The organism is Mesorhizobium kowhaii (assembly GCF_003253745.1).
In the GTDB taxonomy this organism is placed as follows: Bacteria; Pseudomonadota; Alphaproteobacteria; order Rhizobiales; family Rhizobiaceae; genus Mesorhizobium; species Mesorhizobium kowhaii.
Map to the genome: position 1 here is coordinate 30,322 of NZ_MZXV01000051.1, position 18,823 is coordinate 49,144.

At 60.5% G+C, this 18,823-nt stretch carries 23 protein-coding genes and 1 tRNA gene; 15 read left to right on the forward strand and 9 right to left on the reverse strand.

Features of this window, described 5'->3' with window-relative positions; genetic code table 11:
- The first annotated feature begins 88 nt into the window (after positions 1-88).
- Positions 89-1,474 carry an adenylate/guanylate cyclase domain-containing protein gene (locus B5V02_RS22615; RefSeq protein WP_245446118.1) on the forward strand — a complete coding sequence of 462 codons (1,386 nt, stop codon included), beginning with the start codon at positions 89-91 and terminating at the stop codon, positions 1,472-1,474.
- Between the two features lie 208 nt (positions 1,475-1,682).
- On the opposite strand, the gene B5V02_RS22620 is transcribed toward B5V02_RS22615, so the two are convergent.
- Positions 1,683-2,078 (reverse strand): hypothetical protein, encoded by a 396-nt coding sequence (locus B5V02_RS22620; RefSeq protein WP_146606138.1) that lies wholly within the window; start codon positions 2,076-2,078, stop codon positions 1,683-1,685.
- Positions 2,079-2,153: 75 nt separating this feature from the next.
- Here B5V02_RS22620 and B5V02_RS22625 point away from each other — a divergent pair, with 75 nt between their 5' ends.
- The 3 genes from B5V02_RS22625 to B5V02_RS22635 all read left to right on the forward strand — a co-directional run bounded on the left by B5V02_RS22625 (position 2,154) and on the right by B5V02_RS22635 (position 3,822).
- The gene (locus B5V02_RS22625) at positions 2,154-3,005 is read left to right on the forward strand and encodes a glycoside hydrolase family 108 protein (protein ID WP_111546317.1); all 852 of its coding nucleotides are present in this window, start codon (positions 2,154-2,156) and stop codon (positions 3,003-3,005) included.
- Complete coding sequence (locus tag B5V02_RS22630; protein WP_111546318.1) at positions 3,005-3,268, forward strand: hypothetical protein; 264 nt, start codon at positions 3,005-3,007, stop codon at positions 3,266-3,268. Before B5V02_RS22625 ends, B5V02_RS22630 begins: the two co-directional genes overlap by 1 nt.
- A 155-nt stretch (positions 3,269-3,423) precedes the next feature.
- Positions 3,424-3,822, forward strand: coding sequence for a DUF1515 family protein (locus B5V02_RS22635; RefSeq protein ID WP_111546319.1), 399 nt, complete (start codon positions 3,424-3,426; stop codon positions 3,820-3,822).
- 24 nt (positions 3,823-3,846) lie between these two features.
- Here the strand turns inward: B5V02_RS22635 and B5V02_RS22640 are convergent, their stop codons facing one another.
- Positions 3,847-4,092, reverse strand: coding sequence for a hypothetical protein (locus B5V02_RS22640; protein WP_167458623.1), 246 nt, complete (start codon positions 4,090-4,092; stop codon positions 3,847-3,849).
- A 363-nt stretch (positions 4,093-4,455) separates the two neighbouring features.
- Here B5V02_RS22640 and B5V02_RS22645 point away from each other — a divergent pair, with 363 nt between their 5' ends.
- The 4 genes from B5V02_RS22645 (at position 4,456) to B5V02_RS40730 (ending at position 7,238) form a co-directional block, all read left to right on the forward strand.
- Positions 4,456-5,070, forward strand: a complete 615-nt coding sequence (locus B5V02_RS22645; RefSeq protein ID WP_111546320.1) for a hypothetical protein — start codon at positions 4,456-4,458, stop codon at positions 5,068-5,070.
- A 500-nt stretch (positions 5,071-5,570) separates the two neighbouring features.
- Entirely contained in the window at positions 5,571-5,726 is a 156-nt protein-coding gene (locus B5V02_RS40725) for a hypothetical protein (protein WP_167458624.1), read from the forward strand.
- A 1,114-nt stretch (positions 5,727-6,840) separates the two neighbouring features.
- Positions 6,841-7,062, forward strand: coding sequence for a DUF768 domain-containing protein (locus B5V02_RS22660; protein ID WP_111546323.1), 222 nt, complete (start codon positions 6,841-6,843; stop codon positions 7,060-7,062).
- An 11-nt stretch (positions 7,063-7,073) separates the two neighbouring features.
- Entirely contained in the window at positions 7,074-7,238 is a 165-nt protein-coding gene (locus B5V02_RS40730) for a hypothetical protein (protein WP_167458625.1), read from the forward strand.
- Between the two features lie 4 nt (positions 7,239-7,242).
- Here the strand turns inward: B5V02_RS40730 and B5V02_RS22665 are convergent, their stop codons facing one another.
- The 3 genes from B5V02_RS22665 to B5V02_RS22675 all read right to left on the reverse strand — a co-directional run bounded on the left by B5V02_RS22665 (position 7,243) and on the right by B5V02_RS22675 (position 8,700).
- Positions 7,243-7,728, reverse strand: coding sequence for a c-type cytochrome (locus tag B5V02_RS22665; RefSeq protein ID WP_111546324.1), 486 nt, complete (start codon positions 7,726-7,728; stop codon positions 7,243-7,245).
- 232 nt (positions 7,729-7,960) lie between these two features.
- Positions 7,961-8,251 (reverse strand): hypothetical protein, encoded by a 291-nt coding sequence (locus B5V02_RS22670; protein ID WP_167458626.1) that lies wholly within the window; start codon positions 8,249-8,251, stop codon positions 7,961-7,963.
- Positions 8,248-8,700 (reverse strand): Ros/MucR family transcriptional regulator, encoded by a 453-nt coding sequence (locus B5V02_RS22675; RefSeq protein WP_111546325.1) that lies wholly within the window; start codon positions 8,698-8,700, stop codon positions 8,248-8,250. Before B5V02_RS22675 ends, B5V02_RS22670 begins: the two co-directional genes overlap by 4 nt.
- A 129-nt stretch (positions 8,701-8,829) precedes the next feature.
- On the opposite strand from B5V02_RS22675, the gene B5V02_RS40735 reads away from it, so the two are divergent.
- Positions 8,830-10,077, forward strand: a complete 1,248-nt coding sequence (locus B5V02_RS40735) for a hypothetical protein (RefSeq protein ID WP_167458627.1) — start codon at positions 8,830-8,832, stop codon at positions 10,075-10,077.
- The gene (locus B5V02_RS22690; RefSeq protein WP_111546328.1) at positions 10,074-10,400 is read left to right on the forward strand and encodes a hypothetical protein; all 327 of its coding nucleotides are present in this window, start codon (positions 10,074-10,076) and stop codon (positions 10,398-10,400) included. Before B5V02_RS40735 ends, B5V02_RS22690 begins: the two co-directional genes overlap by 4 nt.
- Positions 10,401-10,455: 55 nt before the next feature.
- Here the strand turns inward: B5V02_RS22690 and B5V02_RS22695 are convergent, their stop codons facing one another.
- The 4 genes from B5V02_RS22695 to B5V02_RS22710 all read right to left on the reverse strand — a co-directional run bounded on the left by B5V02_RS22695 (position 10,456) and on the right by B5V02_RS22710 (position 14,690).
- Entirely contained in the window at positions 10,456-10,965 is a 510-nt protein-coding gene (locus B5V02_RS22695; protein WP_146606139.1) for a hypothetical protein, read from the reverse strand.
- A 173-nt stretch (positions 10,966-11,138) separates the two neighbouring features.
- Positions 11,139-11,213 (reverse strand) — tRNA-Glu (locus B5V02_RS22700).
- Positions 11,214-11,391: 178 nt separating this feature from the next.
- A complete protein-coding gene (locus B5V02_RS22705) occupies positions 11,392-12,531 on the reverse strand; it encodes a YcbK family protein (protein ID WP_245446155.1) in 1,140 nt (379 codons plus the stop codon).
- Positions 12,532-12,854: 323 nt separating this feature from the next.
- Positions 12,855-14,690: a PHA/PHB synthase family protein gene (locus tag B5V02_RS22710; protein ID WP_111546331.1), complete on the reverse strand. Its 1,836-nt coding sequence runs from the start codon at positions 14,688-14,690 to the stop codon at positions 12,855-12,857.
- A 98-nt stretch (positions 14,691-14,788) separates the two neighbouring features.
- On the opposite strand from B5V02_RS22710, the gene B5V02_RS22715 reads away from it, so the two are divergent.
- From B5V02_RS22715 to B5V02_RS22735, 5 genes are all read left to right on the forward strand, one after another.
- Entirely contained in the window at positions 14,789-15,175 is a 387-nt protein-coding gene (locus tag B5V02_RS22715; protein WP_111546332.1) for a hypothetical protein, read from the forward strand.
- Between the two features lie 61 nt (positions 15,176-15,236).
- The gene (locus B5V02_RS22720; protein WP_111546333.1) at positions 15,237-16,454 is read left to right on the forward strand and encodes an LL-diaminopimelate aminotransferase; all 1,218 of its coding nucleotides are present in this window, start codon (positions 15,237-15,239) and stop codon (positions 16,452-16,454) included.
- Between the two features lie 46 nt (positions 16,455-16,500).
- Entirely contained in the window at positions 16,501-17,814 is a 1,314-nt protein-coding gene (locus B5V02_RS22725; RefSeq protein WP_111546334.1) for a homoserine dehydrogenase, read from the forward strand.
- Between the two features lie 137 nt (positions 17,815-17,951).
- Positions 17,952-18,308 carry a hypothetical protein gene (locus B5V02_RS22730; RefSeq protein ID WP_111546644.1) on the forward strand — a complete coding sequence of 119 codons (357 nt, stop codon included), beginning with the start codon at positions 17,952-17,954 and terminating at the stop codon, positions 18,306-18,308.
- Between the two features lie 71 nt (positions 18,309-18,379).
- A complete protein-coding gene (locus tag B5V02_RS22735) occupies positions 18,380-18,547 on the forward strand; it encodes a Thivi_2564 family membrane protein (RefSeq protein WP_095087838.1) in 168 nt (55 codons plus the stop codon).
- Positions 18,548-18,823: the final 276 nt, after the last annotated feature.

The window sequence follows — 18,823 nt, forward strand, 5'->3', positions numbered from 1 at the left end:
ACCGCATGCAGATTGCTAAGGTTAGGAACTTGGCCACGTGCTACCATTGGTGGCCTGATTGTGGCGTCCGAAGCAGGCTCAACGGTGCTTGATCGCATATCTCCAGTCCACGGTTGAGATTGGCTTCGTTTCCGGGATTCGAACCGCCATGGCTCCACGCACCCAGTACGCGAAGTGCGGCAATCTATCGATCGCCTATCAGGTCCTTGGTGACGGGCCAATCGATCTTGTCTATGCGCAAGGTTGGGTCTCCCATTTGGAGTATGCATGGGAAAGTCCCGACTATGCGCGGTTCTTCAGGCGTCTCGCCAATTTCTCGCGCTTGATCAGGTTCGATCGTCGGGGCATGGGTCTATCCGATCGAGATGTCGGGCCCGCGACGCTCGAAGAGCGAGTGGATGATATCCGGGCGGTCATGGATGCTGCCGGGTCGGAACGGGCAGCCCTCCTTGGCGTGTCCGAGGGGGGCTACATGGCGGCAATGTTCGCCGCAACTCATCCCGAACGTACAGCCGCGCTTATTCTCTGCGGGAGCTATGCTCGGCAAAGCTGGGCGCCTGACTATCCGTGGGGCATAACGCTAGAGGATCGTGACGCGTGGAACACGCTCATGGAAGAGAATTGGGGTGAGCCTTTTGAGCTCGACCAGGCTGCGCCGAGCATGGCAAAGGATGAGGCGGCGCGCTCATGGTTCGGCGCCTATCTTCGCTATTCCGCAAGTCCGGGTGCAGTTCGAGCGCTCAACGATCTGAGTTTTGAAGTCGATATACGCGGTGTTTTGCCGAGTGTTCAAGTGCCTACTCTAGTGCTGCATCGCAGCGGAGACCGCTGGCATTCTGTCCCCGAAGCCCAATATCTTGCCGATCATATTCCAGGCGCCAAGTTGGTCGTGCTTCCCGGCGACGATCACTTACCGTGGTGGGGTGACCAGGAACGACTGGTAGGTGAAGTGCAGGAGTTCCTGACTGGAACCCGAAATAGTCCGCCCTCCGAGCGGGTCCTCCTGACCGTGCTCGTGACCGATATTGTTGGATCAACCGAAAAGCTCGCGGCAATCGGAGACCTCAAATGGAAGGAGACTCTGCAAGCGCATGACGGTGTCGTGCGACGAGAGCTGAAGAACTTCGGTGGCCAGGAAGTCAACCGCACGGGCGATGGCTTCGTTTTGGCTTTCACCGGGCCAACCCGGGCTATCCAGTGCGCGCGGGCAATCATACAGGAACTGTCGCGTCTCGGCCTCACCATGCGCGCTGGACTGCATACCGGTGAATGCGAGCGGCGCGAGACCGATCTGAGTGGGCTCGCGGTGCATGTTGCGTCACGCATCTGCAGCAATGCGTCGCCGGGCAGTATCCTGGTGTCCAATACGGTCAAAGACCTGGTTGTCGGCTCGGGGATCGGGTTCATTGACCAAGGCATGTACTCGTTAAAGGGGGTGCCTGGTGAATGGTCGCTTTTCGCCGTCGTTGAATAAGCCGCAGACTTCCGAGACGCGGTTGGTGGCTACGGTTATTCACTATGCACCATCCAATCTCGATCTCTGCTCGTACCTAGAAGGTCCGGCCAAAGATGGACGAAGTGAAGGCGGCGCGAGAGCAAGCAGGGGCGGTGGCGGAAAGGGTGAAGGCGGAATCTTCTTCGGCTGAAGGACTGCTGTCAACGACCGCCCTGAGCACTCTCGCCTAGTGGCGCCGCTTGCTAGTCATCTGAACGGCCTCATCGATCTGGCTACGAAGGTTGAGCAGATCCTTGTGTTGAAATTCTAGGGGTAAATCCGCCCCGCTCTCCAGCCTTAATAGGAGAGCTACCGTTCCGTCTTCCTTCATCGCCAATTGAGTTCCCGTTGCTCGGATGCCCTGAAGGTTGGGCTGCTTATCTGCCGGGAGACCAGCAAGGAGTTTCCCGGCTTCTGCGGCGAGCGCTGCAATAGCGAGCGGAATGCATTTGATCGCAAAGTCCAACTGAAACCTTTTCTTGTCGACGGACCCAAAAGTTACGGACACTGCCTCGGCCGCTTCGTCCATCCTGGATGACAAGACGACCTCTAACATCGGCGCTTTCATAACACTTACTGGCATGGGGATTTTCCTCCAATAGCCGTCCAACCTGGCCCGCCGAATACTGTAGTCAATCATCATCTGAAAGGAAAATTCATGGCTGTTTCCCGTGAAAAGGAATCGCTTGCCAAAGTGCTGGCGCACGAAGGCGGGTATTCGAACAATAAGGCGGACCCTGGCGGCCCCACGATGAAGGGCGTCACCCAGCGGGTGTATGACGCCTATCGCAAGGGCAAAGGGCTGGCCGCGCGGTCCGTGAAAAGCATCACGACCGATGAACTCAATGAAATTTACGACAAGCAGTATTGGGACGCCGTGAAGGGCGATCTGCTGCCCGATGGCGTCGATTACGTCGTGTTCGATGGCGCCGTGAACTCCGGCCCTGGCCGCTCGATCATGTGGCTTCAACAGGCCTTGCGCCCGGTTTACACCGGCAACATCGACGGTGTGATCGGCATGGGTACGATCACGGCGCTGAAGGCGATCAACAACAACGACGCGCTGATCGACAGGATCTGCGATGCGCGCACGAACTTCCTTCGCCATCTCGGCACCTTCCCGACCTTCGGCAAAGGCTGGACCGCTCGCGTGAAGGAAGTCCGCGCGATCGGCAAAGCTTGGGCAACCGGCGAGACGCCACAGGCTGCAAACTTCGTCGACGGCGGCCAGGCGAAAGCGCTGGTCGAGGATGCAAAGCCCTCACCGTCTACCGCGCCCGCCGACGCGGCGATCGGTGCCGGCGGCGGCGGACTTGGCGTCACCGCCACGCTGCAGGGCCTCCAGGAGCAGCTTTCCCCTCTGTCCTATGCCAGCGAGTGGATCACGAAGATTGTCGTCATCCTGGCCTTGGTAAGCGCGCTGCTGGTGATCGGTGGCGGCGCCTATCGCTGGTACACCAACCGGAAGGCAAAGCGGCTCGCTGAAGCCCTCGGCACGGTGCCTGTGTGATGTTTGACGCGATCAAGCTTCCGTTGGCAGCGGCGGCCGGCGCGGTGGTCTGTGCTTTCGCCGCAGTGCTCTACGTCACCATCATTCATGACCCGGCAACCCGAACCGAAACCCGCGCTCTTGTCCAGGCAGAGGCACGGGAAGCCGCGCTCGCACTCATCCAGCAAAGGAATGACGACAATGTTGAAATCAGCGCTTTCGATCAACAGCATCTTTGCATTGAGCTTGGCGGCAAGTGGGTGCAGCCAGACCGCTGCGACTAACGGCGCCGGGTTCTCGCTTCTGAAGCCGTCCGGCCCGACGCGGGATTTCATCATCAAGAACGACAGGCCATTCGCCGAACAGGTCGCGGGCAACAACCGGACGTGCACGCGCGCGCCGGCCTGCACGAAATAGCATCGCATTGAAGGGCAGGGGAATGCCGACATCCACCAAGAGCCTGGAAATGATGATTGGCGGGCTTTTGGAAGCCACCCAGAACATGCAACGCGATATCACGGAGATCCGTCGCGATATCAAGGACAGCGACTCCCGTGCCGCCCTAAGCTATGAGCAGTCGGAACAACGTGCCGCCGCCAGTCGGGCGAAAATGTACCAAAAGACCGATGATCTGATCGAGCGGGTAGCGGCAACGGAAACGGCTGTCAGCAAGCTCAATGACGACATGACCAGCGTGAAGGTGGTGACGGCCGAGGTGACGCGCTGGAAGCTGATGGGGCTCGGCGCTCTCGGCGTTACCGGCATGGCGGCGGCTGCTTTGGCGTCTCTGATCACGGCCTACTGGTCAGACATCTGGCGCGTGCTGCGGGGCGGGTGAGCACGTCGAGCGGCTGGAATGTGATTATATATTTGACCGACCCAGCCTAGCATAACTGGCGCGGCGGCGGCGCTTAGAAAGGGCCTGCAATAGGTCTGCTTCGTCCATGATCCCGCTCTGGAAAACGCTGACGACTTCCTCAGCGAGGGCTTCCATCTGCGCCACGTCTTTCTTGGCGAGGAAGCGCTCCTTGCATAGTTGGTCGAACACTCGCTTGAGCAGGGCCAGATCAGCGGCCTCGAATGCTCCGCCATAACGTCGCAGTGGCATTTGCCGTCTTTCAAACTCGGCTTGATGCCTGACTGTCTCACAAACGATGAATGACCGCTACCCTGCCGTAGGGGAACGGCTCGTACTGTAGCAGCGCCACCTTCTTCAGGCTCCCGCGCAACCAGCCCCTCCGCCGTTCGTTAACCCAATGCTGGTTGATCCCAGCACTCCAGACCGTGCCCGCCTTTCCCACAGGCGGGCCTTTTTTTATCGCCGAAGATTCGAATCAAATTGAGACCGCTGCATTAATGGTTCGAAAGCCATGCTCCCAAGTAAGTTTTTATGCGATGGCGCTAATATGCCCGTCGTAAGTTGTTCCTGCACAGTCATTCACGGCTGTTTAAGGCAACCAAGGAGGATCGCATGTACTCCCTGAACAGAAGTCTGGCCAAGACTTTGGCCGGCAGCGTATTGGCAATTTCACTATCGTTCCCGGCTTACACTGCGGGCATAGGCGTCGGAGCCGGCGCATCGGTCGGTGGCGGCGGCGGCATCAATGCAGGCGTTGGCGCCTCAGTTGGTGGTGGAGGCGGAGTTAACGCTGGTGCTGGCGCTTCAGTCGGCGGCAGCAGTGGAGCTAATGCCGGTGCTGGCGCAAATGTTGGCGGTTCCAATGGTGTCAGCGCCGGCCTCGGTGGTTCCATCGGTGGGAGCAATGGCGTCAATGCAGGTGCAGGCGCCAATGTCGGCGGGACTGGCGGCGTCACCGCCGGTGCCGGTGCGAATATAGGAGGGGCCAATAGCGTCGGCGCGGGGGTAGGGACCGGCGTTGGCGCCGGCGTTGGCACCAATCCAACCAATCTGACGAACTCGAGCATCGCGTCCAATCCCGGCACCGCAAGGCTGACAAGTGTCGTCGCCGACATGTCGGACAGCCAGGTGGCGCGAATGAAGAAGCGCTGTGTGGACGTGCTGAACAGCTCCGATTCTTATGACCGCGACCTTCGCCAGCTTTGCCTGATGATCGCGCGCCGCTAGACACTGGTCGATCATCTGTCAGAACAGCCCGTCACGGCTTCCTCCGTGGCGGGCTTTTTTATTTGATCAGGGAACCAACCTCCAGCCGCGCCGTTTGTGTCGGGCGCTGCCGGAAACTTGCACACAGGCCCTTCCGGCCCTGCATTTGCCCGCTGCTTCCCCCCGAGGCAGCGGGCTTTGCTTTTTGGCGCTAATGAGGCTTGGCACCCAGCTCGCGAAAGACCTGGCACTAGAATCGATAGTCATCCTCAGCGGACCCTATTTCTTCAGGCCCGCAACGGAAGCGCCATCGCGACTGGAAGCCGACCTTCGATCGCGCCAAGCAGACGCCAGGGCAGCGCTCAGACTAAGCGGCCCGGCATCCCGCAACGGCGGGGTGGCCAGCAGAGCGCCGGGCCTGACCAGCGGGGCGGGTTGGGCGGCGCCGGCTAGCGAAGATATATATGCTCCTGCTAATATAATCGGAACACACCCATATGAACGAAGGAAAGTAGCCAAAGGTGGAGCGCCGACCGGCCCCAACCTACGTCGTGAGCGTGTTCGAGAAACCACATTGGCGCACTGTACTGACCACCAAAGACAAGGCCATGGCGATGGCGAAGGAGATCGGGGACAAGGCGCGGGTTGAAGAGATCACGCCGAAGGTGAAGTGCTGATCGCTATTCTGGATCGCGGAAGCAGTTCTGCGGCCCGGCGCCCTGCTTTGACACTGAACAAACCAGAGGGGCGCCGAGCTATCACCGGCGGCGCTTTGAGGGAAACGGCGCCGAGTATTGAGTTATAGCGATGGCCCGCGCGCATTGCCGTTTCATTAGAAATTGCTAAAGTGCAATCGATATCGGGAATTGTCAGATTGGATGTTGCCCGCATTAGCACCGAGGCCTGGCGGCAGGCAGATTCGGTTGCGCCGCCGCCTAGATATGATCCGTTCCGGGCTGGTGTGACCGGGGCGGCTATAGCCGGCGGCGTGGTTGCTGTTTTTGGTTGGCTTGGCGGCAGCAGCCACATGACGGGCGAGATCGGCGTAATCGTGATATTGGCATTTGCGCTGCCGTACGTCCATCTCCGGAGCGAGGACCGGAAGAACCAGGAGGCCTTTGAGAAAGAATACATCAGGCTGTTGGAACTGGAGAGGGAAAGAGAGGAACGCTTGCCTACCGGCAAACCAAAGTCGCTTCCGGCAAGGAAAGCTCGCCTGACGGTGAGAAGACCCCGCCTGCCAGTAAGAAAACCCCGCCCGGGGTTTCAGGCGTCGCGTCAACAAATCGCGTGTCGGCGATATGTTGGTTGGAGGAGCTGATTGTAGGAAAGCGCCGCAGCCAGAAAGCTTCCCGAAGGGGCGCTGACCGTCAACAAATGCAGTACCCCCCGGCCATTTCCTTACATCGTGATCGAGACATACGGCATCAGGTAAAGGATCGCCATGGTCGCCGTAACGAGTACGACCCATACGCCTAAGCGCCTCATGCTCCCTCGGGGTACTAGCTCAAGTCTCGCTCGTCCCTCCCGGGAGAATTGCGCCGGTCGAGCGTAAACGCAAGCCGACTCCCCGAAGAGAGTTAACTGGACGGCCGCCGCCGCCGTTCTATTTCCGGTTTGGAACCAAATCTGGATTTGCAGCTTCTTAGCATTCAACGAATGCATGCATAAGGCGCGCCTAATGTTCAGTGACAAAGAAACACGAGTTTTAGAAGTGGGGCTGATCGCTGCCGTGCCGCTCTCGATTCTGATCGCGGTGGCGATGGTTAGCCTTACGTTCGGCTATTTTGGATGAGCACACGCGGAACCGACTTTTTGTACAAATGGATGGCGTCCAACGTCCCTGAGACGGCTGGCGCAGATATCATCTCAGTTGCCGAGCTCACGCAAAAGCTGTTCGCCGACGCCAAGTCGATAGGCATTTCAAGCACCGAGATCGAGGAAGACACCGGGAGCGTCTACGAGGCGATCCTGGACGCAATCGTGCACCACGAAGCTGGCGTGGCCGACTGACGAGCGATCGGATGACCGATAAGCCGGTGACAACCTACATCGTGAGCGTGTTCGAGAAACCGCATTGGCGCACCGTTCTGACCACCAAGGACAAGGCAAAGGCTTTCGCGATGGCGAAGGAGATCGGCGACAAGGTGCGGGTCGAGACGATCACGCCGAAGCCGAAGGGGCGATAGGTCGTTACTTCTTCTTCGGTGTCTGAGGTGGCACTAGTGTGACATAGGGTGTCCTCGGTTCCTTGCCGGGCTCCCGGTAATACGGTGCCGACTCGCCGGGTGGTCCGAGCGATTTGATGTAAAGATACACCGAACGCATGTCGCTTTCGGTCATGGCTTTGACTTGGTACCAGGGCATCGGCGGCAATTGGACCTTGTTCTTGAGGTGGTCGACCCAAGCGTCCTCATCAAAGCCCCTTGCCGAATCCCTGAGATTTACGGCATAGGTCGTGCCCCAGGGGCCCTGCCAGCCCACGGAAGAGCCTTTCAACGCTTTCTCCGGATCGATTTTCCCCTCGGCTTCACGGTATCCTTCCGTGTGGCAGAAATGGCAGCCGCCGATGATCGAAATATACAAACCGCGTTCGACGGAAACCTCGTCGGCCGCCAGTAGTTGGCTGGATGGCACGATGCACAGAGCAACGGCCGCACAAAGATCGATTGTTCGCATATTCGCTGCCTCCCCATGACTGATTGCAACCAGGGCGGGCCCGACAACCTTTGGGTTTGGGAACTCCGAGACGCCGGGCCCTTGGACCGGAGAGACGGGTGAATCTCCCAAGCCCCGTCTATAATGTGCTCCTAATATAGGCCGGTGGCAATTTCACTTCCGCAGCCTCACCCCGGCCGGGGGGCATCGCCAAATCGTGCCGCCTAAGTCATTCTGAACTTCGGCTGCGAGCCTACGCATTGCCGTCTGTCTCGCTGTCCTCGTCGATCATCCGGACCGGCAGATAGGCGTTCGTTTCCAGCCACTCCCGCAAAATCCTCGCGATAAGGTCGGGCCTGGACACCTTCATCTCGGCGGCAATGGAATTGAGCGCGTCTTCCGTCGGCGGCTCCAGAGGCACGCCAGCGACGTTGCGCAGCATCAAGGCAGCGCGGCGGAGGATGATCTGGAGATCCGCCCGCGACATGTCCGCGATGCGGTCAGCTGCGCTTTCAAGCTCTTCGGCGATAGAAAGGCGGGTCACTTCGCCTTCCGCTTCGCGGGCCCTTTAGTGGCTGGCGCATCAGGCACAGCCTTACGGCCCAAACCAAATTCCTTCGCCAGGGCCGATCGTTGCGCTGCGTAATTCGGAGCGACCATTGGATAGTCAAGCGGCAAGCTCCACTTTGCGCGATATTGATCAGGCGTCATACCAAGCAAACCAAGGTGGCGTTTCATCGACTTGAATTTGCGGCCGTCTTCTAGGCTGATGATGTAATCAGGAAACACTGACCGCTTCGGATTGACCGCTGGCACCAGTGGCTCGACTGGTGTTGCTGCGGGCGTAGTTAGACCCGAGAGCGACAGATGCACGGAGGCGATTAGATCTGGCAGCGAACCGGCCGGCAACGGGTTATTGCTCACGTATGCAGAAACAACTTCCGCAGTCAGCTCGGCTATTGCGGCGGCGTGGCTGTCCGTGTCGTTGGTCATTTGTCGATCCCTCATTTTAGCTGACAAACAACCTCTTTATTAGAGCGCCCTTACGTGCGCAACCTAACGGCCCGGCCTGCCATGGTTCAGGAACTCGATGCCGCGCCCCTCTAGAGCGCGCTGCACGGCTTGAACGTTCTGAGAACTTCCGGCTATCGGACCAGTACCGGCAGCCTCCATGCTGCGAATGGTGTTGACGTTGATGCCAACAAGCTCGGCAAGGTCCTTCTGTTCGATGCCAATCAACGCGCGAGCTCCGTTTGGGCAGCCGCCGAAGGCATGCCCAATGTCAACCGCCGCAACCTTTTGCTTGGTGCGGCCGCTATCTCAACCGCTGCCGCTGTCGTAACGGTCGCGGCTCACGCTCATGCCGCGCCGACCAGCCTGGAAGAGGCAATCGCCGCCTGTCAACTGGCCGAAGAGACCTACGGCGTTTACGTAGCTCGGGAAAACGCCATCGCCAATGAGCTGGATGACAAGCTCTTCCCCAAGTGGACGCCTCCGGGCGGGCTCTCTTCCATTTGGTCGCACCGGCCCAATCCGTTCCGCTCGTCGGCCGATCTCGAAGCCGAGATTGCCCGCAAAAGAGAGCAAGTGGACCAGTCGTGGGCGTCCAGCATGATGGATCGCGCCGGCTACAATCGGTGGATGGCAAACCTCGCCACGGCAGAAAATGAGGGCGTCGCCTCGCTTCGGGAACAGGAAGCCTTCATCGAGTCCAGCGGCTACCATGAAGCCAGCCGCCTTGCTGACAACGCCGTGGCCGTCTGGAGCGCCGCTTTCAACACGCTGGTCCGGCACCTGCAGAACGATGGACGAAGTGAAAGCCAAGGCCGCGTGTCTCATTCACGGCTACGAACAATTGGGCATGCCTGTCGACGGCGAAGAGTTCGTTACCTGTCTGGCGTCCTTCTGCGGGGAGGGATGACCATGGGCGAGGTTATAGCCTTCCGTCCGAAGCCGCCGCCTGTCGGGGAACTGGACGAACTCATCGCATGGCTGAAGCCTGCCGCCGACTGGCGCACTGGACGCATGCAAATCGAATTGGCACATCACTTCCGCATGATGACAGACTGGCGGCGGATGCTCGCCGCCGACGCGCATGGCCGGGAAAGCCCCGAAGCTACGGCCGAGCGCGACCTTGCGGACGAGGCCTTCAAGGCATGGCAGATCGAATGTCTGAAACAGATGTTCATCCCTGCCGAGTGCGTTCGGCATCTACGCTGGAAACAGGAGTGGTTGCGCCGCAATGGTGGGGGCTCGCCCGAAACCGCGCTTGCCATTGCCCGCGACGAAGCCGCCTTCGCTGGACGCATCGAACTCCATTCGCGTCAACAAGCCACGCGGAAGGCAAACCGGCTGGCGGTGCCATCATGAGCGCTTTTTCCCGTCTTTCTGACCCGTCTATTCGCCGCTCGATCGAGGAGGAGATTGAACGCCTGATCTCCCTGTTGGACTTCGTGGAGCCTGACCCGGATCTAGAGCCGTGGCTGGCCGGCGGCATTGAAGTGGTGGGGACAGGCGACCGCGAGCAAGACGACTGCGACCTTGAAGAACAGCACGACGCGGAGGGGTATTGCCCGGAAGACTATGGCGAAACGCTGGTCTGGTCCAACGACCCGGATCAGCCGCAAGTCGGTCAAGATTGGCACACTGATTCGTGGGCAAGGCTGGCTCCGCGCCGATCCGCGCGCGGTTGAAGATGCAATCAACAGAGTAGAGCCCGCTGCCTAACGGTGGCGGGCTTTTCCATACCTAAATTCCGAAAATGGCGGCCAAATAGTCCCCGTGCAGGATCAACGCAGCGCCTACGGCAATGCATAATGCAGAAAGCAACCCGGAAACGATGCTGCCCCAATTGGTAATGTCTAGACCTCTAGCGTAGTGCGGCGGGTCTACCCACTTTTCGGAATCCCAAAGCATGTCGTATCGCGCCTGTGAGGCGTAATTGAACGAGTGCATGGACCAGTTGATCCAAGCGAAAAACCCCGACGCAAACGCCAACAAAAGGCCGACAACGAAGCACCAGACCGGCGCCTTAAATGCTTGCAGCGTGGTAGGCTGAGTGGCCGCATTGTTCAGCAACGAAAACATACCGAACAACGCACCAGAATGAACCAGCACCAGCGACGCGATCAGCCAGCGCCCCCACTCGGCGGCAACCTGGAAGGTGGCCCGTTGGGAGTCCTTGAGATCGCGATAAACGACAGCAGCCGCAGCGTCTCGGCCCATCATCGAAGTTTTAGAGCGCTCGGTTTCTGTCATTATTCGAATCCCCCCATTCCCTGGAAGGATAACAGACTATCTGCAGGTCCGCGCGACATGTGCGACATGTAAGACCCGACTCAATTCAGGTGCCGTCCACGGAAATTCGCTGGCGTTTATTCGGCCGATATTCGACGGAAGAGGGGAGATTGCCACTAAGTGCTTGAAATTGCTGGTACGCCCAAGGGGAATCGAACCCCTGTTACCGCCGTGAAAGGGCGGTGTCCTGACCGCTAGACGATGGGCGCGCTCAGATGAAAGCGGCTTATACTGGCGTTGCACGCAACCGGCAACCCGTCAGTTGCCGCCTTGGACAACTTTTTTCCAGCCTTTCAAATCAGGGATTTCGCCACGTTTGGCTCGTTGCGGTATGCCGCCAGTCATGCTGCGCGGCAGCTCTGCAAATCTGGGGCAGAATGGGGAAGACTAGCCGTCGCCGCCACCGCTGCGCCTACGGCAGCGCCAGTTCCAGTCGCGCTCGGGGCCGACGTCGACATGGACGGATTCGGTGTGGCAGTAGGTGCCGACGCCGCCGCGGCCGGGCATGCTTCTGATGTAGCTCGCCAGTTCCCATTTCGAAACGCCGGGGACCTGGATGTCGGCGGCGGCGCAATACATGTGCAGCGAATTCTTGGCACCATTGGCGCGGCGGTTGCGGGCCGGGTCGCGATAGCCTGAGGTCACCGTCATCTTGCGGCCGTAGTGGCCTTCGATCGTCTTCAGCACGCGAACCAGCGACGGCTTCAGGCAAGCCACATCGACGCTCTCGTTCTGCTTGAGCAAGCCGTTGGGCGCCAGCCGAGCCATGCCGGCGGCGGATGCAACCTGATAGCTGCCGCCGATTGGACCCTCGTCCTCGTTGAGGTCGACGTCGCTTTCGTCATCGAGGCCCGATTTGCGCTTGATTTCGAACAGGGCTGTCTGGCGCACGCCGGGCAGCGCATCGCTACCAGTGATGTGGCCGGTCTCGCCGCCGGTCGAAGCCAACTGCACCGGTTTTGCCGTGGAATCGGCCGAGGCGAGCGTGATGATCGGTTTTGCCGCTGCCGGCTCCGGCTTGGCTTGGCTTGCGGGCTGCTCGCCTGATCTGGTGTTGATAAGGGGCGCAGGCGCAGCCGAGGCGGGCGTGGCGCCAAACATCGAGGCCAGGAAACCTTTTTTCTTCGGTGCGTCGACCTGCGGCATCTCGCCTGCCGTCACATAGACCGGATTGTCCATCGCCGGAGCGGCAGCCGGCTTCGGCGCGTTCACGCCGGCATCGGCGGCGGCAATCTGTTGGGCAACCGCGTCGTTCTGCTGCGCCGTCTGCGCCGGCTGCTGCAAGGGCTGCGGGGTTTGTCCCGCGATCGTCTCGGCGCCAGCCGGCGTGGTCAGCGGAAAGGCGGCCTGCGGCTTGGCCACCGGCACATAGGCGACCTTCTCGGGGAGTGCCGTATCGCTTGCCGTCATCACGGTCGTCTGCTCGGTCGTGGTCTGCGTCGAATCGGTAACGGTGGTCGTTTTGCCGTTCGAGGCAGCGCTTATGTCCGATGCAGTGGCATTGTAGCCGGGCATTCCAACCGACATCGTCGGGTCGCCGGCCGAGGTGCAGGAGGCCAGAAGCACCGAGCAGAGCGCTGCCACGATGGCGCGGCGTTCTCCCTTTGCGAGGCTCCATCCTGCTGATTTCAAGTCAAATTCCCCCTCGATGTCCGGTCGGTATATCCTTGGCGCGGCACTGATATGGTGCCAAGGTGACCTTTGTCTCCGATCCGGAAACGAGACCTGTGTCAAATCCGCAAGCCTGGAAGTTTTTTTGCAGTGATTGCCGAATTACGGCTGCTCGATGGTTGACGACACCATTTCGCCCGCTTTTGCCGGCCCGTCAACTCACCACACATTACAGTCCGTTACACACGCACTTTCACATAGGTGCCGGGAGCATCGCCCAAGGTTTTCATATGCTTGCCGGGTTTGCGGGCCGGCACGCGGGTGTTGTCCCTGGCCTCTATCCAGCTTTGCCAGTGCGGCCACCAGGATCCGGGATGGTCGGTGGCCCTGGCTATCCACTGGCCGAAATCGCCCGTCGGCGTCCCCCCGGTCCAGTACTGGTATTTGTTGGATGCCGGCGGATTGACGACCCCGGCGATATGGCCTGATCCCGCCATGACGTACTCGACCTTGCCGCCGAAATATTTCGAGCCGAGGAACACCGAAAGCGCCGGCGCGATGTGATCTTCCTTGGAGGCGAGGTTGTAGATCGGGATGGTGATATCGCCGAGCGAGACCGTGTGGCCTGCCAGTTCCATCATGCCTTGCGAGAGGTTGTTCTCGAGGTAGCAGTTGCGCAGGTAGAAAGAGTGATTGGCCGCGCCCATGCGGGTCGAATCGGCATTCCAGTAAAGCAGGTCGAAGGGCAGGGGATCCTTGCCGCGCATGTAGTTGTTGATGACATAGGGCCAGATCAGGTCACCCGAACGCAGCATGTTGAAGGCGGTCGCCATCTTGGTGCCGTCGAGGTAGCCCTTTTCGCTCATCGACTTTTCCACCGCCGCGACCTGCTCTTCGTCGACGAACACTTTCAGGTCGCCGGCATAGGTGAAGTCGACCTGCGTGGTGAAGAAGGTGGCCGACTTGATGCGGTCGTCGCCTTCTCGCGCCATCAGCGCCAGTGCCGCCGCCAAAAGCGTGCCGCCGACACAATAGCCGATCGCGTTGACGTCCCGTTCTCCGGTGGCCTTCTCGACCGTGTCGAGGCCGTATTGCAGGCCCTCGCGGATATAGGCTTCCCAACCCTTGGTGCCGTGGCGCTCGTCGGGATTGATCCAGGAGATGACGAAGACGGTGTGGCCCTGTTCGATCGCCCAGCGGATGAAGGATTTCTGCGGGTTGAGATCAAGGATGTAGAACTTGTTGATCCATGGCGGGCAGATCAGAAGCGGGCGCTTGAGCACCGTCTCGGTCGCCGGATCGTACTGGATGATCTCGGCGACATCGCTGCGGCCAACCACCTTGCCGGGGGTGGTGGCGATGTTCCTGCCGATCTCGAAGGGCGAGTAGTCGGCCTGGCGTAGCTTCAGGTCGCCTTTGCCGGCGGCGATGTCCTCGGCCAGCATCTTCATGCCGCGCACTAGGTTCTCGCCGTTCGAGGCGACGGTTTCGCGAAACAGTTCCGGATTGGTCAGGATGAAATTCGACGGCGAGATGGCGTTGGCCACCTGCTTGACGTAGAAGCCGGCCTTGTGGCGGGTGTGCTCGTCCAGACCATCGGCGTGCTCGACCAGATCGGCCGCCCAGCGCGAGGTGACGAGATAGGCCTGCTTGAGAAAATCGAAGAAGGCGTTGCGGCCCCATTCCGGATCGAGGAAGCGCTTGTCGCCGCGCTCCGGCTTCACGGCATCTTCGGTGGCTTCCGTGGCGTTGCTGGTGCGCTGGATGGCGTTGGCCCAGACCGTCATGTAGCCGGAGAACAGTCGCGTCTGCGCTTCCAGCGCGCGCTGCGGATCGGAAAGCCAGTATTCGCTGAGCTTGGAGAAGGTCTTCACCATGTCGACCACAGGCTCGGCGACGTGATCGCGCACGTCGCCTTTTTCGCGCGGCTCGGCCCATGCGGAAGCCGCTTTGCCGGCTTGCTCGATCATGCGCGCCATGTTCAGGGCGAAGCGTTCCGGGTCCTTCACCAGATATTGCTCGACGGTCGAAGGCTCGTCATCTTCCGCTTTGCCCGAATCGGGTGTTTTGGACATGGTTCGCGGGGTTCCTCCCGAGGCCTTTTCTTGACATATTAACATGGGACATCCGACCGGGTCCAATCTCGCTCTACCGCGGCTGCCAAGGAAACAATATGACGATTAACATTGGCGAGACTGTTTTTTTTGGTGCCGGACGTTTTTTCCGCATCGGGGCGGCAATCGTCCTGCTGGGGATTGCCGGGTGCTCGAGCACCAGCAGCCCGACGTCGGTCGCGGCGGGCACGGGTCCGAAGGATACCGGCACCTTTCCGAACCTGAACATCAAGCCGCAAGTGGCGGCGCCGCAGTTCACCGACGCCGAGAAGAACGCCAAGCTTGCGCAATTGAAGGCGGACGAGAGCGCGCAGGCGGCAAAAAACGGCACCCCCGACGTGGCCGACCAGGCTGCGCTCACGGAGCTTGCAAAAAAGCATGGCGATGAAACGCTGAAGCAGATCGAGGGCAAATGCGACCCCGCCCTCGACCCTACCTGCAAATAAGTATATAGCGCGCGCCCAAAGCCCTTAGATATCTGGCCCCCTTTTGCTGTCTGGAACTGCCATGGAAGAATTTCACAAGGTTCGCCGGCTTCCGCCTTACGTCTTTGAGCAGGTCAACCGGCTCAAGGCCAGCGCCCGCTCGCGCGGCGCCGACATCATCGACCTCGGCATGGGCAATCCGGATCTGCCGACGCCCAAGGCCATCGTCGACAAACTATGCGAGGTCGTGCGCGATCCGCGTACGCATCGTTATTCCTCGTCGCGCGGCATTCCGGGCCTGCGCCGCGCCCAGGCCGCGTACTATGCCCGCCGCTTCAGCGTGAAGCTCAACCCCGACACGCAAGTGGTGGCGACGCTCGGCTCGAAAGAGGGCTTCGCCAACATGGCACAGGCGATTACCGCCCCCGGCGACGTGATCCTGTGCCCCAATCCGACCTATCCGATCCACGCTTTCGGCTTCATCATGTCGGGCGGCGTCATCCGCTCGCTGCAGGTCGAGCCGGACGACGGCTTCATTCCGGCGCTCGAGCGCGGCGTCCGTCACTCGATCCCGAAGCCGCTGGCGCTGATCCTCAACTATCCGTCGAACCCGACGGCGCTGGTCGCTTCGCTCGATTTCTACAAGGACGTGGTCGCCTTCGCCAAGAAGAACGACATCATCATCCTGTCCGACCTTGCCTATTCGGAGATCTATTTCGACGGCAATCCACCACCCTCGGTGCTGCAGGTGCCGGGCGCCATCGACGTCTGTGTCGAGTTCACCTCGATGTCGAAGACCTTCTCCATGCCCGGCTGGCGCATGGGCTTTGCCGTCGGCAACGAGCGGCTGATCTCGGCGCTGACCAGGGTGAAATCTTATCTCGATTACGGTGCCTTCACGCCGATCCAGGTGGCGGCAGCACACGCGCTCAACGGCGACGGCGCCGACATTGCCGAGGTGCGCGACATCTACCACAAGCGCCGCGACGTGATGGTCGATGCCTTCGGCCGCGCTGGCTGGACCATTCCGGCACCCGCGGCATCGATGTTCGCCTGGGCGCCGATCCCGGAGCCGTTCCGGCATCTCGGCTCGCTCGAATTCTCCAAGCTGCTCATCGAACACGCCGACGTGGCGGTGGCGCCCGGTGTCGGCTTCGGCGAACATGGCGACGATCATGTGCGCATCGCGCTGGTCGAGAACGAACACCGGATCCGGCAGGCGGCGCGCAACATCAAGCGCTTCCTGTCGACCAGCGCCAAGCAACCCAACAATGTGGTGCCGCTTTCCGCTCACCGGTAAGTTTGCCGCAGACAATTTCGATCTGACTTGAGGGACATCGCCGGCTATGGCTGAAGCATTGCGTGTTGGAATTGCCGGCCTTGGCACTGTCGGCGCGTCGGTGGCCCGCGTGCTGCGCGACAAGGCGGCGGAACTGACCCGGCAATGCGGGCGCGACATCGTCGTCACCGCGGTTTCGGCACGCGACCAGAAACGCGATCGCGGCGTCGATGTCAGCTCGGCAAAGTGGTTCGACGATCCGGTCAAGATGGCGCAGACAGCCGATATCGACGTGTTCGTCGAACTGATCGGCGGCGACGAGGGGCCGGCGCGGTCGTCGGTGAAGGCGGCACTTGAAGCCGGCCGTCATGTCGTGACCGCCAACAAGGCGCTGCTGGCCAAGCATGGCGTGGCGCTGGCCGAGATCGCCGAGAAGCGCGGCGTGCTGCTCAACTACGAGGCGGCGGTGGCGGGCGGCATTCCCGTCATCAAGACCATGCGCGAGGCGATGGCCGGCAATTCGGTCACCCGCGTGTTCGGCATTCTCAACGGCACCTGCAACTACATCCTGACCCGCATGGAGGCCGAGGGCATCTCGTTCGACGCCTGCCTGAAGGACGCCCAGCGGCTCGGCTATGCCGAGGCCGATCCGACCTTCGACATCGAGGGCCACGACACCGCGCACAAGCTGTCGATCCTGACCAGCCTTGCCTTCGGCACAAAAATCGCCGCCAACGACATTTACATGGAAGGCATTTCCAACATCACCCAAGCCGACATCCGCGCGGCCGGCGACCTCGGCTACCGGATCAAGCTGCTGGGCGTTGCCCAGCGCACCGACAGCGGCATCGAGCAGCGCGTGCACCCGACCATGGTGCCAACCGCCTCGGTCATCGCGCAGGTGCATGGCGTCACCAATGCGGTGGCGATCGAGACCGACATATTGGGCGAATTGCTGCTCTCCGGCCCCGGCGCCGGCGGCAACGCCACCGCCTCGGCCGTCATCGGCGACATCGCCGATATCGCCAAGAGCCGGCCCGGCTTCCAGCACGGTCCGGTCTTCGGCCGGCCGGCGAAGGAGCTGAAGCCTTACAAGAAGGCGCAGATGCGCAGCCATGCCGGCGGCTACTTCATCCGGCTGACCGTGCATGACCGTATCGGGGTGTTTGCTGCAATCGCCAAACGCATGGCCGATAACGATATTTCGCTGGAATCGATCGTCCAGCACGCGGTCAACGGCGAGGCGGAGGCGCAAAAGACGGTGATCCTCGTCACCCATGAGACGACCGAGGCCGCCGTACGCAAGGCTGTCGACGGCATCACCAAGGATGGCCATCTGACCGACAAGCCGCAGGTCATCCGCATCGAGCGGGCAGGGTAGCTTTCCCCTTCCGGTCGCCGCGCGGGGCAAGAATCCCGCCGGTATTGCGCGTCGGTCTGATGGCAGGCAGCCACGATCGACCGGAACGAATTCGCCTTGGCGCCGTTCTCTTGGTAAGCAACCAAAGGAACCGCTTCATGGCCGATACCAACAAGTCCGACAGCCCCAACATCGACGACATCCAGAAGACGCTGGAAAAGCAGATCGCCGAACTGCGCAAGGAGATCACCAAGATCAACAAGAGCATTTCGGCGCGGGGCGCGGAAATGCTCGACGACGCCAGCGAGCAGGCTTCGGATTTCTACGAAACTGCCGCGACCCGCGCCTCGCGGACTGCTCAGCAATTGCGCAGCCAGGCCCAGGCGGTGTCGGAAGTCGCGCGCGAAAATCCCGGTACGACGACAGCCGTGGTCGGCGTGATCGGTCTGCTCGGCTTTCTGGCAGGCCTCGCCGTTGGCCAGTCGATGAACGACAACTCGCGCCGCTGGTATTGACCGCGCCGTGATGGAGCCGGCTTTGCCAGCTCATTTCTCTGTTTTCAGCGTATCATTTCCAGGAGGGCACTATGGCTTCATCCATGTTGATCAGCATCCTGATCACGTTCCTCGTCATCATCCTTGTTCTCTATCTGGTTCAGCGTCTGCCGCTCGACGCCCGGATGAGACAGATCGCCCAGATCATCGTCATCATCATCGGCATCATTTCACTGCTCAAATACCTCGCGGTTTTCTAATGCATGTCGCCCAAAAGTGGCCCCGGTTTTGGGACAACGACATGCATAAAGACAAAGACCTAAAGCGTGTCGCCTGAATCCGTTCAAACGCGACGCGCTTTAGGCCGCGGAGGCGCGATTTTCACTTTTTCAAGTCGGCCCGGTTCTTTGCGACCGGGGCCGGCGTCGTTTCAAGAATGCGGTTTAATCGATTGATATTGCTGGCTATTCGATAAAATTTTCGGCAGGTCTTGCCGTTGTCATGCTCGTTTGACAAAAGAGACGCGCCTCCGGCGG

Coding starts and splice junctions, on each gene's coding strand:
- B5V02_RS22630 (WP_111546318.1), top strand. CDS start 3,005: ATGTTTGACGCGATCAAGCTTCCGTTGGCAGCGGCGGCCGGCGCGGTG.
- B5V02_RS22720 (WP_111546333.1), top strand. CDS start 15,237: ATGGAAGAATTTCACAAGGTTCGCCGGCTTCCGCCTTACGTCTTTGAG.
- B5V02_RS22620 (WP_146606138.1), bottom strand. CDS start 2,078: ATGCCAGTAAGTGTTATGAAAGCGCCGATGTTAGAGGTCGTCTTGTCA.
- B5V02_RS22645 (WP_111546320.1), top strand. CDS start 4,456: ATGTACTCCCTGAACAGAAGTCTGGCCAAGACTTTGGCCGGCAGCGTA.
- B5V02_RS22735 (WP_095087838.1), top strand. CDS start 18,380: ATGGCTTCATCCATGTTGATCAGCATCCTGATCACGTTCCTCGTCATC.
- B5V02_RS22710 (WP_111546331.1), bottom strand. CDS start 14,690: ATGTCCAAAACACCCGATTCGGGCAAAGCGGAAGATGACGAGCCTTCG.
- B5V02_RS22705 (WP_245446155.1), bottom strand. CDS start 12,531: ATGTCGGTTGGAATGCCCGGCTACAATGCCACTGCATCGGACATAAGC.
- B5V02_RS22695 (WP_146606139.1), bottom strand. CDS start 10,965: ATGACAGAAACCGAGCGCTCTAAAACTTCGATGATGGGCCGAGACGCT.
- B5V02_RS40730 (WP_167458625.1), top strand. CDS start 7,074: ATGACCGATAAGCCGGTGACAACCTACATCGTGAGCGTGTTCGAGAAA.
- B5V02_RS22690 (WP_111546328.1), top strand. CDS start 10,074: ATGAGCGCTTTTTCCCGTCTTTCTGACCCGTCTATTCGCCGCTCGATC.
- B5V02_RS22665 (WP_111546324.1), bottom strand. CDS start 7,728: ATGCGAACAATCGATCTTTGTGCGGCCGTTGCTCTGTGCATCGTGCCA.
- B5V02_RS22635 (WP_111546319.1), top strand. CDS start 3,424: ATGCCGACATCCACCAAGAGCCTGGAAATGATGATTGGCGGGCTTTTG.
- B5V02_RS22640 (WP_167458623.1), bottom strand. CDS start 4,092: ATGCCACTGCGACGTTATGGCGGAGCATTCGAGGCCGCTGATCTGGCC.
- B5V02_RS22675 (WP_111546325.1), bottom strand. CDS start 8,700: ATGACCAACGACACGGACAGCCACGCCGCCGCAATAGCCGAGCTGACT.
- B5V02_RS22730 (WP_111546644.1), top strand. CDS start 17,952: ATGGCCGATACCAACAAGTCCGACAGCCCCAACATCGACGACATCCAG.
- B5V02_RS22625 (WP_111546317.1), top strand. CDS start 2,154: ATGGCTGTTTCCCGTGAAAAGGAATCGCTTGCCAAAGTGCTGGCGCAC.
- B5V02_RS22660 (WP_111546323.1), top strand. CDS start 6,841: ATGAGCACACGCGGAACCGACTTTTTGTACAAATGGATGGCGTCCAAC.
- B5V02_RS22715 (WP_111546332.1), top strand. CDS start 14,789: ATGACGATTAACATTGGCGAGACTGTTTTTTTTGGTGCCGGACGTTTT.
- B5V02_RS22725 (WP_111546334.1), top strand. CDS start 16,501: ATGGCTGAAGCATTGCGTGTTGGAATTGCCGGCCTTGGCACTGTCGGC.